Here is a 17,074-nt window from a genome sequence, read left to right as displayed (position 1 = left end):
CAAATATGCGAACTCTTATTTCGAGTAGGCGGAGGGATTTGGCCCGATGATGCCCAGCAACCGACTGTAATACCATTGTGAAATGGGGCGTATTGAATACGCCTGAGCTTTTGGCTCAGTAAGGCACGGTGCTAATTCCAACAGAAAAGTAATTTTTCTGGTAGATAAGAGACGAAAGCCAATTAACATTGCCTCTTTTCGTCTCGGAAAAGAGGCTTTTTATTTTGCAAAAATCAAGGGGGATGGATTCAATGACTGTTAAACAAAGAAAAGAATATAGACCTTTAACGGAAGCAACTGCCATTACTTATTTACAAAAACTTGGCTATTTTAAAAATGAGCTATGTGAAAGTGTTGAAATCGGAGACGGGAATTTAAATTTAGTTTTTAAAGTTACACCAGTAGGAAGTGAAAAGGGGTTAATTATTAAACAGGCACTACCATATGCAAAAGTTGTTGGTGAAAGCTGGCCACTAACATTAAACCGTGCAACGATCGAGAGCAATGCGACAAAAATTTATAATGAGTTAATTCCATTACATGCACCGAAAATTTTAGAACATGATGAGGATCAAGCCCTAACTGTGATGGAAGATCTTTCTCACTTACAAATTTTACGAAAAAGTCTAATTGAGAAGAAAAGTTATCCGTTCTTCGCTGAACATATAGGCGAATTTTTAGCGAAGTCATTATTTTTCACTTCAGACTTTGGAACTACACCAGCTAAGAAAAAAGAGTTAGAGTATCTTTTTAATAATCCAGAATTATGTGATATAACAGAAAATCTAGTTTATACAGATCCGTTTTTTAACAGTGAAACGAATAATTTTGAAGAAGAACTAACAGAAGAAATTCAAGAACTGTGGAATGATTCAGATTTACAAATCGAGGTAGCGAAACTAAAATTAGATTTTTTATCGAAAAAAGAAGCTTTATTACATGGTGATTTACATACAGGAAGCATTTTTGTTTCTGCAACTGAGACAAAAATAATTGACCCTGAATTTGCATTTGTAGGACCAATTGGATTTGATTTGGGTCAAATTCAAGCAAATCTACTTGTTCAAATTTTCAGCCGAACTGAACAAAAAGACGAAATTATTGAACACATTTTGAAGATCGAGAAAATTTTTAATGAAACATTTATTCAACTCTGGGAAGAGCATAGTGTTAGACCATTCAATCAATTAGCTTTAATTAAAGAAAAAATAGAAGGATATTGGGTGGATGCGATTGGGGTTATTGGATGTGAATTAATCCGTAGAAGTATCGGTCTGGCTCATGTTGAAGACGTTGATTCACTTGAACATACTCAAAAAATTAAAGTAAAGAAAGAAGTCTTAAAATTCGGAGTATACTGCATAAAAAATAGATTTAATATTAAAAATATTGGGAACTTACTAAACGGATTGGAGTAATAATCGATGACTACATTACAGCAAATACCAGAATCATTACAATGGAACGGTGAAAGTTTAAAAATTTTAGACCAAACTAAATTACCAACCGAAATCTATTATTTTGATGCAACTACTTTATTAGATGTACGTGAAGCAATCGTGAAGCTACAAGTAAGAGGTGCACCGGCGATTGGTTTAGCTGCAGCGTATGGACTATATTTAGGAGTTAGAGACATCGACACTGAACAGATTGATGAATTTCATAATCAAGCAAGAGTATTAGCGGATGAGCTAATTAGTGCTAGACCTACTGCGGTAAATTTAGCATGGGCAGTTGAAAAGCTAATTAGCGTTAGTAAAGAAGCAATAACTGTTTCAGAAGCTAAATTAACCATTATGGAAGAAGCGATTAAATTACATCTTGCAGATGAAGCAACTTGCAAAGAAATTGGTGAAAATGCTTTAACTTTATTACATGATGGAGCTGCTGTATTAACTCATTGCAACGCAGGTAGTATTGCTACAAGTCGATACGGAACAGCTTTAGCTCCACTGCACTTAGCGAAAGAAAAGGGCTGGGAAATTTCAGCGTATGCAACAGAAACTAGACCAGTATTTCAAGGCGCTAGACTGACTTCATGGGAGTTAAATCAAAGTGGTATCCCGGTTACATTATTAACTGATAACATGGTTGGCTATTTATTACAAAATAAAAAGGTTGATGCAGTCATTGTTGGGGCAGATCGCATTACTGCAAATGGTGATACTGCAAATAAAATTGGAACTTTACAATTAGCGATTTTAGCTAATTATTACCAAATTCCGTTTTATGTAGCTGCTCCTTTATCGACTATTGATTTATCAATTGAATCAGGATGTGAAATTGTCATTGAACAACGTGATCGTTCTGAAGTAACGCATATTGGAAATGTTCAAATTGCTCCAGACGGTATTGATGTCCTTAACCCAGCGTTTGATGTAACACCGAATGAATTAATAACGGCGATTATTACAGAAAAAGGAATTGTTTCAAGTCATTATAAAGAAACGTTTAAAGGTTGGGAGCAAGAGTAAAGAAAAGATAAATCGGTTATTTTACGATTAAATTAAACTGAAATTTCGCAACTTGTACCGTAGAGAAATGGATATAAGTTTAGATAAAAATTATTGGCAAAACGTAAACATGAACTAATAATAGGAAGAAACTCGTAAAAGAGAAACTAAATTTTGTAGTAATTGTAAGAAGTAATGAGAATTCTTTTAAAGGGATTCTCATTACAAAACGTAGAATATGATGTACAAAATATTGTTACATTAGCTAATCGAAAGACTTTTTTACATAGGACAATATTTGAATACAAACTGCAATAATCTCCAAACTAATGGAGATTATTTTTTTTGATAAAATAGTAGAATTTTACATAAAAATGCATAGAATAAAAAACAAATAATTTCATGTTAGATTTTCTAACATCGTATTGACAGAATATCTAACATGGAATAAAATACAAATAGATGAACGAAAGGAGCATTGCTATGAATGATCAAGTAAGACGCTCAACGCCACTTTTCCCAATCGGAATAGTCATTTCGTTAACTGAATTATCTGCAAGACAAATTCGATATTATGAAGAGCATGGTTTAATTCGACCAGCGCGTACTGAAGGAAATCGTAGATTATTTTCTTTTAATGATGTCGATCGATTATTAGAGATAAAAACATTTATAGAACAAGGCTTAAATTTAGCGGGAATTAAAGAAGTGCTAAATCTAAAATCGTCAGAAAAATCCAAAGAAACAATCGTTCAACAAGTCATTGTTGAAAAATCAATATCAGATGAACAGCTTCGAAAAATGCTTCGTCAAGAGTTATATCAAAATGGTAAATTAGGTAAAACTTCTTTACGACAAGGAGATATGTCTCGATTCTTTCATTAAGTTATTGATTAAATCTGGATTATTCTAGCTTTTATATTTATATAGGGGGAAATATAAATGAAAAAGGAAACGATTTTAAATAGTGTTGAAGAACACAGCCTTGAATTTGTACAGTTATTTTTTACAGATGTAGAAGGGGTATTCAAACATTTAGAACTACCAATCACTCAAATTGAAAAAATACTTAACAATGAAACTATGTTTGATGGCTCTAGTATTAATGGATTCACGAAAATTGAAGCAAGTGATATGATGCTTTACCCAGATTTAAATACTTGGAAAGTCGACACTAACGAAAAAGTTGGATTATTCATATGCGATGTTTATTATCCGAATGGGGCACCTTTTGAAGGCGATCCTAGAAATGTGCTTAAACGTGCAATTGAAAAAGCGGCTGACAAGGGATTCACTTCTTTTAATGTAGGACCTGAACCTGAATTCTTCCTATTTTCAAAAGAAGGAAATCAGTTAGTACCAAATGACAATGGTGGATATTTTGATGTAGCTCCCCTAGATAAAACAGTTACTATTCGACGTGAAATTACGAAAGCACTTCAGGCGTTAGGCTTAGAAGTTGAAGCTTTACATCACGAAGTAGCAATCGGTCAACATGAGATTGATTGGAAGTACGCACCAGGATTACAAACAGCTGATAATATTCAATTATTTAAATATACAGTTAAAACAATTGCCGAAAAACATGGTTTAGTTGCAACATTTATGCCAAAACCAATTTTCGGTGAAAATGGCTCAGGTATGCATTGTCATATGAGTCTAGGAAATAATAATGGTAATGCCTTTTATGATCAGCATGATTCAATTGGATTATCTGAAACAGCACGTCAATTTATTGCAGGTGTATTAACGCATGCTCGTGCAAATGCTTCAGTTACAAATCCAACTGTTAATTCGTATAAACGATTAGTTCCAGGCTATGAGGCACCAGTTTATGTAGCTTGGTCACAAAGTAATCGTACATGTACAATTCGTATACCGGCTGCAAGAGGTGCAGGTACTCGAATTGAAGTAAGAAATCCAGACCCATCTGCAAATCCTTATTTAGCTTTAGCTGTACTACTTTCTGCAGGCTTGGATGGTATTGAAAGACAATTAACACCTCCGGCTGAACGTAGTGAAAACCTGTATTTAATGGATGATGTAACTAGAAAGGCTGAAGGAATTGATACATTACCTGGAAGCTTACTAGAAGCAGTTACAGAACTTGAAAACAGTGAATTTTTACAGCAAGTATTAGGAAAACACGTATTTTATTCATTCCTTCAAAACAAAAAAGAAGAATGGGATGCATATCGATTACGAGTATCAGAATGGGAAAAAGAAACGTATTTAAACTGCTAATCACTAAACTTAAAATAAAAAAATAGAAAAGTGGAAGTAGGTTATCTCTACTTTTCTATTTTAAAGTGTGTTAGACTAATTTTGTTTGTTGCATACGAAAGGGGAACTTTTATAATGGCTAAGTTTACTAAAGAAGATATTTTCCGTATTTCAAAAGAACAAAACGTAAAGTACATACGTTTACAATTTACGGATTTACTAGGAGTTATCAAAAATGTTGAAATTCCAGTAAGTCAGCTTGAAAAAGCTTTAGACAATAAAATGATGTTTGACGGTTCTTCAATCGAAGGATTCGTTCGTATCGAAGAATCAGATATGTACTTATTCCCTGATTTAGACACTTGGGTAGTATTCCCATGGACTGCTGAAAAAGGAAAAGTAGCTCGTTTAATCTGTGATATCTACAATGCAGACGGAACTCCATTTGAAGGAGATCCTCGAAATAACTTAAAACGTATGTTAAAAGAAATGGAAGCTTTAGGATTCACGGATTTCAACTTAGGACCTGAGCCAGAATTCTTCTTATTTAAATTAGATGAAAAAGGCGAACCAACTCTTGAATTAAATGATAAAGGTGGTTATTTCGACTTAGCTCCAACTGACCTAGGTGAAAACTGCCGCCGTGATATCGTTCTTGAACTTGAAGAAATGGGCTTTGAAATCGAAGCTTCTCACCACGAAGTAGCTCCAGGACAACATGAAATTGATTTCAAATATGCTGGTGCAATTAAAGCTTGTGATGACATTCAAACATTTAAATTAGTTGTAAAAACAATCGCACGTAAACATGGTTTACACGCAACATTCATGCCAAAACCATTATTCGGTGTTAACGGATCTGGTATGCACTGTAACTTATCATTATTTACAAATGGCAAAAACGCATTCTATGATGAGTCTGGTGAATTAGGCTTAAGCGAGACTGCTCGTCACTTTATCGCAGGTATCTTAAAACACGCTCCAAACTTTACAGCGGTAACAAACCCAACTGTAAACTCATACAAGCGTTTAGTACCAGGCTATGAAGCTCCATGTTACGTTGCATGGTCTGCAAGAAACCGTAGTCCATTAATCCGTATTCCTGCATCTCGTGGCTTAAGCACACGTGTAGAAGTACGTTCAGTTGACCCAGCTGCAAACCCATACTTAGCATTATCAGTATTATTAGCAGCAGGATTAGACGGAATCAAAAACAAACTAGAAGCTCCAGCTCCAGTTGATCGTAACATCTATGTTATGACAAAAGAAGAGCGTGAAGAAGTTGGTATCATCGACTTACCAGCAACTTTAGCAGCAGCTCTAGATCAATTAAAAACAGATGAAGTTATCGTAAACGCTCTTGGAGAACACTTATTCGAGCACTTCGTAGAAGCAAAAGAAATCGAATGGGATATCTTCCGTACTCAAGTTCACCCTTGGGAAAGAGATCAATATATGTCAGTATATTAATCAAATCAACCCTTGACGCTGTTGGCGTTGAGGGTTTTTTATTTTGGACAAAAAGAAGGGGTGGAAGTAGGAGAAAATATAGACCAAAAAAGGACCAAATTTTTTAGAAGGATATTCTACATAATCTTTCGGAGTAGATGTATATGGAAGAAAGGCACTTATTTTTTATAGAAATAAGTGCCTTTTTCATTTCTACTGAATTAACTTACGAAACGTAACAATAAAGATTATCTGTAAGAGGCAGGTTACACAGCAATATTAAGTGAGTTTGAAAGTAACGTTTATGAAGAGGATTTGAAAAATTATTAGTACGGTGAAACTATTTCAACGATTTATCTACCGATATATTGTTTCTATCAGGTTATAGATTATTTCTATAATCCGCCAATTAAATTAAAAATTATAATATAGGAGAGCTTTTCGAAAATTTTAGAAAAAAATTAATTAGTAAGTGGTGAAGGAAATGCAAAAAGTAGTTGGTATAATTGGTGGAATGGGACCATTAGCAACTGTCGATTTAATGAAGAAAATTATTTTTTATACACCTGCAAAGAAGGATCAGGATCATATCCATATCATTGCAGATAATTTCTCACAAATACCTGATCGAACTACAGCTATTTTGAGAAATGGGACTGATCCAACCCCATTTATAATACAATCAGCACAAAGACTAGAAAATGCCGGAGCAGATTTTCTTGTTATTGCATGCAATACAGCTCACTTTTACTTTAACTCAATAGAAAATTCTATAAGTATCCCAGTATTAAATATGCCTTTAGAAACAGCTAAGTTTTTACATAAAAACAACATTAAAAGAGTGGGGTTATTAGCAACAGATGGAACAATAAAAACAAGACTTTATCAACATTGTTGTAATGCTTACAATATTAATGTCATCGAACCTGATTTACAAATGCAGAAAGAAGTGATGAATGGGATATATGCTATTAAAGGAAGTGATATGGAAAAAGGGCACTTATACCTATCGACAGTAGCTAATATATTGATAAATAATGGGGCAGAAGCAATAATAGCAGGCTGTACAGAGATTCCTCTTGTACTTAAATCATCCGAAGAAATTTGTGTTATTGATCCAACAGAAATTTTAGCTAGGATCGTTATTAAATCAGCTCATGAGACAGAATTAGTAAATGCAAATGGTGAAAATTAAATTATGAAATTAGATATAATAGAATAGGTAAACTCAATTGTGCACTTAAAGAAGTAAGGAGCAGTAATAAATGAACATTGAAAATCTTGAAGCTTTCATCTACGTTTGTCAACTCGGTAGTTTCAATAAAGCAGCAGAGGCTCTTTACTTAACTCAACCATCTGTAACAGCACGTATTCAATCACTTGAACGTGAAATTAATTTAAAACTTTTTCATCGCAATGGAACCAAAATTTCTTTAACTGAAAAGGGAGAATATTTTTTTCCACATGCACTAAAAATTCTTCAATCATATCAGGAAGCAAAGTATGGATTACAACAAGTTACTGTACCTTATGAGCTAGTTCTTGGGAGCGCTTTGTCAATTTCCAATAACGTTCTCCCTTATATATTGCCAGCTTTTAAATCTAAGTATGGGGACGTTAAGATGAAAATTATAACGGGGCATTCAAAAGATATCTTACAGAAGGTTATCAACAAGGAGGTTGACTTTGGAATTGTACGAACAGAAACTCACCCACAAGTAGAATCAATTCGTCTATACAATGATCCTATTAGTCTTTTTGTCCCTTCAAACCATCCTTTTTTAAAAGAGGATAGCGTTACAGTAGAAAATGTAAGCAAAGAGCCTCTAATCTTTTTTGATTATGGCTCTATTGATTGGCTTATTATTCATCGCCTCTTTTTAAGTAATGGAGTAAAACCGAATATATATGTTGAAGTTGATCATATGGAAACCGCTAAAAATTTGGTATTGCAAGGGTTAGGCATTAGCTTTTTACCCGAACATTGTGTAAGAAAAGAATTAGAAAATGAAGAAATTTTTAGAGTAGAAATGAATCCTCCGGTGAAAACAAATATTAGTATTGACTTTATTTATTTAAAGGGTAAACCGAAGTCTGTTTTTATGGATTTTTTAAAAAATAAAATGTTTGAAAAACAATAAACCGAACTTACTGTGACGCATTTGACATTGGGGTAGGAAAATTGAGTGATGAAATGTTGAGAGAATATGTAGATGATATTATTTAAATGTCTGAATCTATTTAAACGCACATGCAGTAAATATGATATTTAATGTTTAAAGTCAATCAATAATCTAAAAAGATCTATTCATTTTTTGTGAATAGATCTTTTTTAATTTTTAATATATGAATGCATAGATGTGAAAAAGCAGTTAAATCACTCTAAAGTTCAAAATTGCTGTGCAGGAAAGTGTGGTATCTTTTTTGTTTTTTATTTAATTGAATTCTTTCAGCGGTTAGTTAAAAAAGAAATAGTATATTTTTGTGATAATTTATTAATAATAAAAGACGGTTTACACCTTAATGAACTAAATAATTGTTAATAAATCAAAGCTAAAAAAACCTTTTACTTAAAATTGAAGGAATGAATGTTTTAAAGTAGAAATTATAAAAGTGGGAACAAAATCGTGACCAGTCTAAAGCTAAAGTAGATTAATACTAGTAAAAAAGATGGAGAGATTAAATCGAAAATAAAAAAGAGGTGTTTCGATGATTTTAGGTATCAACCCTTATATAATATTGAATGGAAATGGACAGGAGGCTGTTTCATTTTATGAACATGCATTCAATACAAAGACCCTTGTACTTCAAAGATTTGGCGACATGCCTGGAGATGAAAATACAAAACTATCTGATGAAGAAAAAAACCGTATCCTACATGCGCATCTCAAAGTTGGTTCAACAGATTTAATGATTTCTGACACATTTACAGGTCTACCATATCAAATTGGCGATCAGACCACTTTAGCTCTTTCAATTAATGACGTTGAAACAACGAAAGAAGTATTTGGCAAATTACAAGATGGCGGTAAAGTAATCATATCATTACACGAAACTTTTTGGAGTCCATTATACGGACAAGTAATAGATAAATTTGGTGTTACATGGCAGGTTTCAACTTTGCCAGCTCAATAATATAGCTAATAAAGAGGATCTTCAATTACGAAGATCTTTTTTTATGAGGATAATCCTTAGTAAACATATTTAGCAAGCCATCGCTCTAGTCCGAATTTCAACTTGTTCGTCTATCTTTTGTCTCAATCCTTTAACACACACTCTAAAGCAAATTCCCAAACACTTTAGACGCAAATTTCCGATTCCTCTATGGAAGTTATAAATAAGCAGACAATTCGAAAAAAAATTTCATGACCAATTGTGTCTGTCATACTATTAAATATAAAGGGGGATAGATCGATGTCCGAACAAGATCAAGACCAAACAAGTAACATAACAGACACACGGGATGTGGAACGATTTTGGCTTTTCGCCGGCTACAACGCCAATGTGTACGCAAATCGTTTGAAAATTTATTCTCAATCTGACTATGATTATGCACGGGAACACAAGCAATTGAGCTGGAACTGGGCAAGTTTCTTTTTAGGCGTGTACTGGATGGCGTACCGCAAGATGTGGGGATGGGTCAGTGTTTATTTTGCTTATTTTGTCCTGTCCGATTTATTATTTAGCCAGGTGAGTGCATTAGACCGTTTTGTGAATTTTGTTATCAGTATTCTCATCGGAATGTACGGCAACGCGATGTATTTCGCGCATGCTGCGAAAAAAATTGATGCAATCAAAAGAAAATCAATTTCAACACAAGAAAAAAATGCTGAATATGAACGCGTTGGTGGTACAAGTGGTGGATCGGTAGCACTTGCGATCGTGCTCACAATAGCGATCATCACTTTACTCATCAAGATCGAGCAACTTTGAAATCCATGACAAAACCTCCTAAAATCAGGAGGTTTTTTGAATTCTACGAAATTTACTTTAGATGAATAGGGATTATAAACGAAAATACTCGAAATGTGGGCTGACAAAACTGCTGGAGTGTTCGATAAGCGGAAGGACTATCCAAGTTTGAAATGTATTATATAATTTACCTCTAAAAAAGTGTGAGGTGGATTAAATGAATATTAGAAAAGCTAATCTTAATGATGCAGAAAGAATAGCTAAGATACACGTCGATAGTTGGAGAACTACTTATAGAAATATTTTACAAAGCCTATCATATGATCAAAGAACTATTTCATGGAATCAGAATTTTACTGATAAAAGTAATACTATTTATGTAGCAGAAAATAACGATGGAGAAATTATTGGTGTTGGGACTTGTGGAAAAAGAGAAAAGAATAAAGTCGAACATTCAGGTGACTTCACTTCTATTTATCTACTTGAAGAATATCAAGGAACAGGAATTGGAAAGCAATTATTGAAGCAACTTTTTAATCAATTTAAAGAATTGAATTTCAATAATGTATTTGTTGAAGTGTTAGAAGATAATAAAACTCGCTATTTTTACGAGTATTATGGGGCTGAATTATTGAAATCTGAAAAGATTAAAATTGAAGGGAAAGAATTGAATCTTCTAATAAAGCATTTCATATTATCAAGATGTAAGGTAGTTTGAATCAATGTTTACATAGATAACATTGATTCAAGCTATTTTTATTCAGTGTTATAAAATTTAAAATTTAGTACTTTAGTGACACTAGTTTAAAAGCATATATTAAAGCAAAAAAGAATAGAAGTAAAATGGAAGGAATAAATAGATTATTCATTTATCTAACATTTAGTACAAAAAGTTTTGTTTTTAGATTAACGAGGGGGAGTAGAAGGTGAGTTATATAGATTCATTACTAGGTCAACAAGTTTTTGTGCTTCTATCTGGTGATATTGCATTTGAAGGGATATTAACAGATGGAGGACAAGACATGCTTGTTTTATATAATGGTCAAAAGTATTATTATATCCCTGGAATTCATGTTCACCGTGTTCATTTGTGTCAACTAATAAAAGAAAAGATCGAATCACCTAACGAACCTTCAATTGCAAACGAAATTGAATCAATCTCCTACAGAAAGGTTTTAACAAATGCGAGGGGAATCTTCTCAGAAATATATGTTACTGGTAATTTAACATTTCATGGCTATATTACAAATGTTTTAAGTGATTATATCGTTTTTTATTCCCCAGTTTTTAAAACGATGTATATCTCATTATCCCATTTAAAATGGCTCTCACCTTACCCAGAAAATGTGACACCGTATTCAATTGATAATGCAAACTTTCCAATTAATCCATCTAATATCTCCCCTGTGCGCTCATTTGAATCTCAATTAAAAAAAGAAGAGGGAAAGCTAGTTATTTTTGACGGTGGGAATGACCCAATGAAGATTGGTTTGCTTAATAAGATTGAAAATAGCGTAATTGAGCTTTCAGTTGCAAGTGGAGAAATTGCCTATTTAAGACTGAACCATGTAAAGTCCGTTCATTTACCTTAAATAGTCTAGCAAACTTTAATCATTTAAATTTAAAATCTATTTATTAATTAATTGAGAAGTTCTTTTACTAGAGCTTCTCTTTTTTTATTAGATAGGCAAAACGGAGTATTAGGGTATTTGCACGGATCCATTGGACAATTGTCACTATAGTCATTTATCTTTAGGGGACATTTGAATTATATAGGTAAAACAACTATCTTTCTTAATTTAATGAAATAACCTAAAACATGATTGTTATATTTGAATAATAATATAACAAATGGACAAGTTCTATTGAAAAATATGTTATAAGAAGGTGAGTTTTATTGAATTTCGAAATTTTAATGAGTGCTAGTGTCTTTCTATTGACAATGGCTATCATTTTTTGGAGACCTAAAGGAATAAATGAAGCATGGCCTGCTGCAATTGGAGCAGCAATCATTTTAGTAACCGGGATCGTAACAAAAAGTAATTTAATAGATATTGTACACAAAATTGGAGAAGCATCTATTACAATTATCGCAACGATCGTCATGGCGATTATTTTAGAAAGTTTTGGGTTTTTCCATTGGTCTGCAGCTAGACTTGCCAGTTTAGCTAAAGGGTCAGGGCGCAGATTATACTGGTATATCCAGCTTTTATGCTTTTTAATGACATTACTGTTTAATAATGATGGTAGTATTCTAATTACAACTCCGATTTTAATTCTTCTATTAAAAAATCTACGATTAAAGCCACATCAACAAATACCATATCTTCTTAGCGGGGCATTAATTGCTACAGCTTCGAGTGCACCGATCGGTGTAAGTAATATCGTAAACTTAATCGCATTAAAAATTGTTCATATGACTCTCTATATGCACACAGCTATGATGTTTGTCCCTGCAAGTACAGGACTACTTTTTATGTCATGGCTAATGTACATGGTATTAAGAAATAAATTACCAAAACGATTACCAGTGTCTACCGATGATATTGAAGAGTCTTTTTTTATTAAAAACTTCCATCCTTTAAAAGGAAAAATGTCAGTAGAAACAAAGCAAAAAAGAACAAAATTTATGTTAAAGGTATTAGGATTTGTTTTCCTAATGCGCTGCTTATTATTTGTCGCTTCCTTCATGGGAATACCGATTCAATATGTAGCAGTCTTAGGTTCACTCGTCTTATTAGCTTGGAGATGGTATCACTTACGGACAAGCCCTGTAGATATATTAAAAAAGACACCTTGGCATATATTAGTCTTTGCATTTTCGATGTATGTGATTATTTACGGTCTGCATAATGCTGGCTTAACTGCAGCATTAGTAAATTTTTGTGAACCAATCGTAAACCATGGATTATTACAAGCAAGTTTTATAATGGGTGGATTAGTTTCAATCCTATCGAATTTGTTTAATAATCATCCAGCTCTAATGGTTGGAACGATCACACTGACGGAAATGGGGCTTGATCCAATTACCTTGAAGACGATTTATCTAGCTAATATTATCGGTAGCGACATTGGATCATTATTACTCCCAGTAGGTACTTTAGCATCGCTTATTTGGATGCACATATTAAAACAAAATAAAATTAAAGTGAAATGGAAGGATTATCTAAATGTATCATTAATCGTAATCCCATTAACAACAATCGTTACGCTGTTTCTACTATTTTATTGGGTGCAATTAATTTTCGCTTAATTTAAAGTATAAAATCTACTTGAACAAAAGGAGGAAATATAATTGAGTGATGTAAAATCATTACTTGGTGAAAAAGTTTATGTCCAATTATCAGGAGAAAATTATTTTGAAGGGATTCTAACTGATTATGGTAAGGATGTTTTAGTTTTATATAATGGTGAGAAATATTATTATATTCCATGGTTTCATGTCCATAGGGTAAATCTTAGTAACAACTTTAAAGATAAGATCGATCATCCTATTACCCCTTCTATTGCAGAAGATATAGGCACAGTATCTTATCGAAAAATATTAATGAATGCAAAAGGAATTTTTGCAGAAATTTATGTTACTGGGAACATCACATTTCATGGATATATTACAAATGTATTAAGTGACTATATCGTGTTTTATTCACCAGTATTTAAAATGTTATATATCTCATTATCTCATTTAAAATGGCTTACACCATACAATCATAATACAAATCCCTATAACGCAGAAATCGAATTATTACCAGTAAATCCATCTAATATGCCATTTTCACGTTTAATTGAATCACAATTAAAAAAAGAACAAGGAAAATTTGTCGTTTTTGATGGGGGACATGATCCAATGAAAATTGGATTGCTCAAGAGAGTGGAGGAAGGAGTAATTGAATTAGTAGCAGCTAGTGGAGAGGTAACGTTATTGAGGCTTAATCATATTAAATCTTATCACATACCATAGCAATGAATTTCGTAAAAAGATTATTTATCTTCCTTTTCATTGCCAATCTCCTACCATTAATTACTCTGATGTTCCTTCCAGTTTTCCTAATCACAAATGATGTGGATATATTTCAAAAATTGATATGTTACATCTTTAATGACTAAATAAGTTTAATAAGTTAGGAGTGAAAAACAAGAATCAGTTAAATGAGAAAGCTAATAAAAATAGAAGTAGATGAAAATTAAATCTACTTCTATTACATATAGCTAGATGATCTTATTAAAAAATGAATTTATAGCTGTTGTTGACCTCAGGTAAATATCACAAGGATTTACTGGCACGTATGAGTTGTTTTATATACCAAGAAGAATATACTTTCGAAATAAACCAACCCAAAATTATCCCAATTATGTTAAGGATTACATCGCATGTCCAAGATTCAAGCTTTTTTAAAATTAAATGCTAAAATAATATGAGAGTACTGTTTTACTTAAAATAGTTTTTGAATACATTTATATTGAAATGTAGGTTACTATTTGCCAGTACGAAAAAACATTATATCTTTAATTTTTGACCTTAATGGACGATTCTTTGTTCTTTTTTTTTATGCAAAATTACAAACTTATTTTATGAAGCCCATATGAGTAAGGAAAAATCAAGAAAATGACATTTAATTAACTCATGAAGCCCCTATGAGTAAGCAATATTATCAAATAGAAAGACAATATTCAGGGCATCAAAGAAAGTAATAGAAACTATTACCCAATTTTACTAATTTAATAGAATTTAAAGGTAAAAGCTTTCTAATCGTAGTATATAAAAAGTATTATTAAAGGGGGCTTAAGTATGTATCAATATTTCAATGGATTAGTGATTAGGGAAAGTACTAAAGGAATACCAGTAGATGACATTGAAGCCCTTTTTGAGGATGCAGGGTGGGTTAGTAATACTCCAAGCTGGCAGCGGGAAAAGTTTACCTTAATTTTTGAAAACTCAACTTGGGCATTTACTGTTTGGGATCACAACAAAATAATTGCAATGGTAAGAGTAATTTCAGATAAAATTATGTATGCTAACATCTTAGATTTGATCGTTAACACAGAATATCGCGGTAAAGGGATCGGCAAAAAACTAGTTGAACTATGTGTTCAAAAACTCCCACATGGTGATTGGTTTGCACATACATCTACTAACAATTTCGATTTCTATAGAAAATGTGGTTTTGAAGTAAAAGATATATCTACAAACGGTACATGTGTGTATTATGGGTATAAGCAGGCACGAAAAAATGGACATCGATAGCGTCGAATCTGCATTAAAAGACAAAATGAAAAGGAGGAAGAAACGTGACAAAAATTGCAATTATTTCGGATATCCATGGAAATAAAACGGCATTAGAAGCTGTTATAGAAGACATTCGCTCAAGACAAATCGAAAGGATTTTTTGCTTAGGCGATCTAATTGGTAAAGGACCTCAAGGCTCAGAGTGTATAGAGCTCATTCAAAAAAATTGTGAACAAGTAGTTCGTGGCAATTGGGATGTCTTTATTCAATCACCATCTGATAATGATTTTATTCAATGGTTTAAAGATCGATTAACTGAAAAAGACTATGAATTTCTTTCCTCGTTACCATATAGCATAGATCTTGAATTAAATGGACAATTAATCAGATTTTTTCATGCTTCACCAAGAAGTGAATTTGAGCGAATCTTGCCTTTTCACCCAATTGAAAAGCGATTAAGTATGTTTGAGAACAGCGAAATGACAAATTCTAATGATAACCATAAATCTCCTGATATCGTCTTTTATGGGGATATACATACTACCTTTTTAGAAACCTTTAAAAATGGAATTCTATGTAATGTTGGAAGTGTCGGAAACTCACTTGATTTAACTTCAGCATCATATGCGATCCTTGATGGTACAAACAAGGCTAATTCGATCCAATTTGTTAGGGTAGAATATGATAAGGAAGAGGAAATAAGGGTTGCCAAAGAATTGAAATTGCCTCACCTTGACAAATATTATGATGAAATTATGTTTGCTAAGTACAGAAACTCATAAACTAAAATACAAAACAGTGGGAATCGAAAAGCTTCCCACTGTTTATTTGATTTTATCTGTTTATTACCGGCTTCGATGATCTGAAAGATTGCTTTTCACTTACAAAAGTGGAACCTAATAGCAAAGTCCCACCTATCATTTGAACAATTGTCATTTGTTCTTGTAAGATAACAGCAGAAATTAGTAATGATGTGATTGGATCTAGATAACTTAATGTTGCAATGCTTTGTCCATTTAATTTCTGCATACCTAAAAAGAATAGTAAGAAACCAATACCCGTGTGTACGATTCCCAAGATAAATATTAATAGAATTGAAGAGTCTGATACTTCTAAAATACCGATTCCTTCTGTAAAGAACACATAGGGCATGAGAAGGAATGTTGCAGTTGCAAGCTGGATGAGTGTAGTTTCCAAACCGTCCATGTTTTTAATGAACTTGTTTAATAGCATTAGAGAAGCATAGAACACTGCTGCCATTAATCCAAAACCAATCCCAATTAAATCCTTTAAACCAGATGTACTTAACCCGCCACTTCCGACAATTAAGATCATTCCTAACATGGCAACACCAATGCAGATTAATTTCTTTGTTGATAATTTTTCCTTCAATAATAAAGGTGAAAAAATTAGAACAAAGACAGGTGCGAAATAATAGCTTAGTGCTGCGTTAGAGATGGTCGTATATTTGTATGCTTGAAAAAGGAAAATCCAGTTTCCACCTAAAGTAATACTTGAAAGTAATAAAAGTAAAGCATTAACTCTTACTGAAGCCCATAATATTTTTTTCTTTCTAATTAATAAGACTGTAGTTAAAAATAAACTTCCAATTAAACCACGTAATAAAGCTATTTCACTCGAAGTTAAATCAATGGATCTCACAAATACGCCAATCGTACCAAAAATCACCATTGATAGTAAGAATTGAATTTTAGATTTCATCGTCTACTCCTTCGAATCTGCGAAACAGCTTATATTTCGCAGATTCTTAATCTGTTTTTAATATAAGCACATTCATTGTTGATTCAAC

Annotated in this window: 16 protein-coding genes and 1 riboswitch; of the genes, 15 read left to right on the top strand and 1 reads right to left on the bottom strand. The window is 32.8% G+C overall.

Annotated elements, in window-relative coordinates:
- Positions 1-12: 12 nt before the first annotated feature.
- Positions 13-171: riboswitch (SAM riboswitch) on the top strand.
- 80 nt (positions 172-251) lie between these two features.
- The 15 genes from mtnK (at position 252) to COC46_RS15275 (ending at position 16,046) form a co-directional block, all read left to right on the top strand.
- Positions 252-1,418, top strand: coding sequence for an S-methyl-5-thioribose kinase (mtnK, locus tag COC46_RS15345; protein ID WP_098810629.1), 1,167 nt, complete (start codon positions 252-254; stop codon positions 1,416-1,418).
- A 6-nt stretch (positions 1,419-1,424) separates the two neighbouring features.
- On the top strand, positions 1,425-2,474 hold the full coding sequence (mtnA, locus tag COC46_RS15340) for an S-methyl-5-thioribose-1-phosphate isomerase (RefSeq protein WP_098810627.1): 1,050 nt from the start codon (positions 1,425-1,427) through the stop codon (positions 2,472-2,474).
- A gap of 462 nt (positions 2,475-2,936) precedes the next feature.
- A complete protein-coding gene (locus COC46_RS15335; protein ID WP_098810625.1) occupies positions 2,937-3,338 on the top strand; it encodes a MerR family transcriptional regulator in 402 nt (133 codons plus the stop codon).
- Between the two features lie 57 nt (positions 3,339-3,395).
- Positions 3,396-4,697, top strand: coding sequence for a glutamine synthetase family protein (locus tag COC46_RS15330; RefSeq protein WP_176545173.1), 1,302 nt, complete (start codon positions 3,396-3,398; stop codon positions 4,695-4,697).
- A 114-nt stretch (positions 4,698-4,811) separates the two neighbouring features.
- A complete protein-coding gene (glnA, locus tag COC46_RS15325; RefSeq protein ID WP_098810623.1) occupies positions 4,812-6,146 on the top strand; it encodes a type I glutamate--ammonia ligase in 1,335 nt (444 codons plus the stop codon).
- 463 nt (positions 6,147-6,609) lie between these two features.
- Positions 6,610-7,320, top strand: a complete 711-nt coding sequence (gene cuyB, locus COC46_RS15320) for a cysteate racemase (RefSeq protein ID WP_098810621.1) — start codon at positions 6,610-6,612, stop codon at positions 7,318-7,320.
- Between the two features lie 70 nt (positions 7,321-7,390).
- A complete protein-coding gene (locus COC46_RS15315; RefSeq protein WP_098810619.1) occupies positions 7,391-8,266 on the top strand; it encodes a LysR family transcriptional regulator in 876 nt (291 codons plus the stop codon).
- Between the two features lie 568 nt (positions 8,267-8,834).
- On the top strand, positions 8,835-9,260 hold the full coding sequence (locus tag COC46_RS15310; RefSeq protein ID WP_098810617.1) for a VOC family protein: 426 nt from the start codon (positions 8,835-8,837) through the stop codon (positions 9,258-9,260).
- Positions 9,261-9,539: 279 nt separating this feature from the next.
- A complete protein-coding gene (locus tag COC46_RS15305; RefSeq protein ID WP_098810615.1) occupies positions 9,540-10,058 on the top strand; it encodes a DUF2628 domain-containing protein in 519 nt (172 codons plus the stop codon).
- Positions 10,059-10,254: 196 nt separating this feature from the next.
- The gene (locus COC46_RS15300; RefSeq protein ID WP_098810613.1) at positions 10,255-10,755 is read left to right on the top strand and encodes a GNAT family N-acetyltransferase; all 501 of its coding nucleotides are present in this window, start codon (positions 10,255-10,257) and stop codon (positions 10,753-10,755) included.
- A 208-nt stretch (positions 10,756-10,963) separates the two neighbouring features.
- Positions 10,964-11,629, top strand: a complete 666-nt coding sequence (locus COC46_RS15295; RefSeq protein ID WP_098810610.1) for a DUF2642 domain-containing protein — start codon at positions 10,964-10,966, stop codon at positions 11,627-11,629.
- A 323-nt stretch (positions 11,630-11,952) separates the two neighbouring features.
- Positions 11,953-13,290, top strand: coding sequence for an arsenic transporter (locus tag COC46_RS15290; RefSeq protein ID WP_369700060.1), 1,338 nt, complete (start codon positions 11,953-11,955; stop codon positions 13,288-13,290).
- A gap of 42 nt (positions 13,291-13,332) precedes the next feature.
- On the top strand, positions 13,333-13,998 hold the full coding sequence (locus COC46_RS15285) for a DUF2642 domain-containing protein (protein ID WP_098810607.1): 666 nt from the start codon (positions 13,333-13,335) through the stop codon (positions 13,996-13,998).
- Between the two features lie 828 nt (positions 13,999-14,826).
- On the top strand, positions 14,827-15,282 hold the full coding sequence (locus tag COC46_RS15280; protein WP_098810606.1) for a GNAT family N-acetyltransferase: 456 nt from the start codon (positions 14,827-14,829) through the stop codon (positions 15,280-15,282).
- A gap of 44 nt (positions 15,283-15,326) precedes the next feature.
- Positions 15,327-16,046 (top strand): metallophosphoesterase family protein, encoded by a 720-nt coding sequence (locus COC46_RS15275; RefSeq protein WP_098810605.1) that lies wholly within the window; start codon positions 15,327-15,329, stop codon positions 16,044-16,046.
- Positions 16,047-16,098: 52 nt separating this feature from the next.
- Here COC46_RS15275 and COC46_RS15270 read toward each other — a convergent pair whose 3' ends face one another.
- Positions 16,099-16,986: a DMT family transporter gene (locus COC46_RS15270; RefSeq protein WP_098810604.1), complete on the bottom strand. Its 888-nt coding sequence runs from the start codon at positions 16,984-16,986 to the stop codon at positions 16,099-16,101.
- Positions 16,987-17,074 lie beyond the last annotated feature (88 nt).

Origin of the sequence: Bacillus sp. AFS041924 (genome assembly GCF_002577195.1) — a bacterium.
In the GTDB taxonomy this organism is placed as follows: domain Bacteria; phylum Bacillota; class Bacilli; order Bacillales; family Bacillaceae_G; genus Gottfriedia.
The sequence above is the reverse complement of the archived record's forward strand: the minus strand, read 5'-3'. Positions and strand labels throughout refer to the sequence as shown.

Bases quoted from the DNA above. Each gene is read 5' to 3' on its own strand.
- mtnK (WP_098810629.1), top strand. From the start codon at position 252: ATGACTGTTAAACAAAGAAAAGAATATAGACCTTTAACGGAAGCAACT.
- mtnA (WP_098810627.1), top strand. From the start codon at position 1,425: ATGACTACATTACAGCAAATACCAGAATCATTACAATGGAACGGTGAA.
- COC46_RS15335 (WP_098810625.1), top strand. From the start codon at position 2,937: ATGAATGATCAAGTAAGACGCTCAACGCCACTTTTCCCAATCGGAATA.
- COC46_RS15330 (WP_176545173.1), top strand. From the start codon at position 3,396: ATGAAAAAGGAAACGATTTTAAATAGTGTTGAAGAACACAGCCTTGAA.
- glnA (WP_098810623.1), top strand. From the start codon at position 4,812: ATGGCTAAGTTTACTAAAGAAGATATTTTCCGTATTTCAAAAGAACAA.
- cuyB (WP_098810621.1), top strand. From the start codon at position 6,610: ATGCAAAAAGTAGTTGGTATAATTGGTGGAATGGGACCATTAGCAACT.
- COC46_RS15315 (WP_098810619.1), top strand. From the start codon at position 7,391: ATGAACATTGAAAATCTTGAAGCTTTCATCTACGTTTGTCAACTCGGT.
- COC46_RS15310 (WP_098810617.1), top strand. From the start codon at position 8,835: ATGATTTTAGGTATCAACCCTTATATAATATTGAATGGAAATGGACAG.
- COC46_RS15305 (WP_098810615.1), top strand. From the start codon at position 9,540: ATGTCCGAACAAGATCAAGACCAAACAAGTAACATAACAGACACACGG.
- COC46_RS15300 (WP_098810613.1), top strand. From the start codon at position 10,255: ATGAATATTAGAAAAGCTAATCTTAATGATGCAGAAAGAATAGCTAAG.
- COC46_RS15290 (WP_369700060.1), top strand. From the start codon at position 11,953: ATGAGTGCTAGTGTCTTTCTATTGACAATGGCTATCATTTTTTGGAGA.
- COC46_RS15280 (WP_098810606.1), top strand. From the start codon at position 14,827: ATGTATCAATATTTCAATGGATTAGTGATTAGGGAAAGTACTAAAGGA.
- COC46_RS15270 (WP_098810604.1), bottom strand. From the start codon at position 16,986: ATGAAATCTAAAATTCAATTCTTACTATCAATGGTGATTTTTGGTACG.